Genomic DNA, 305 nt, shown 5'->3' with positions numbered 1-305 from the left:
TTGGAACGAAGTCTTTGCCATCATTGTGGACGTGAGCAGGGGTCGCCCGATCGTCGTTTAATTCATAAATTTTCCTTGCGATAAACAGGCTGTAAAACCGGTAGCCAAACGCATAGGTACAGATCGCGGCTATGATCAACCAAGCCGCCGAGATGCTCTCGCCGTTCGCAAGCGCAATCCTGGCAAAGCCTGCCGCCCCTAAGAGCGCAATAACCGCCCATACCACATACGAAACGAATTTGTTTTTCATCATGTCACACTCCCGGTAATCGTTTTCTTTTTGCGCACAATCATCATAGGAGATG

At 49.2% G+C, this 305-nt stretch carries 1 protein-coding gene; it reads right to left on the bottom strand.

The annotated features are described in order from the left end of the window. Window positions 1–250, bottom strand: a 250-nt coding sequence (locus ACZYR9_RS27690) for a carbon starvation CstA family protein (protein ID WP_488981504.1), incomplete at its 3' end; no start/stop codon positions are given. Between the last annotated feature and the right edge of the window lie 55 nt (window positions 251–305).

The organism is Paenibacillus sp. F024, assembly GCF_057814255.1.
The sequence above is the reverse complement of the archived record's forward strand: the minus strand, read 5'-3'. Positions and strand labels throughout refer to the sequence as shown.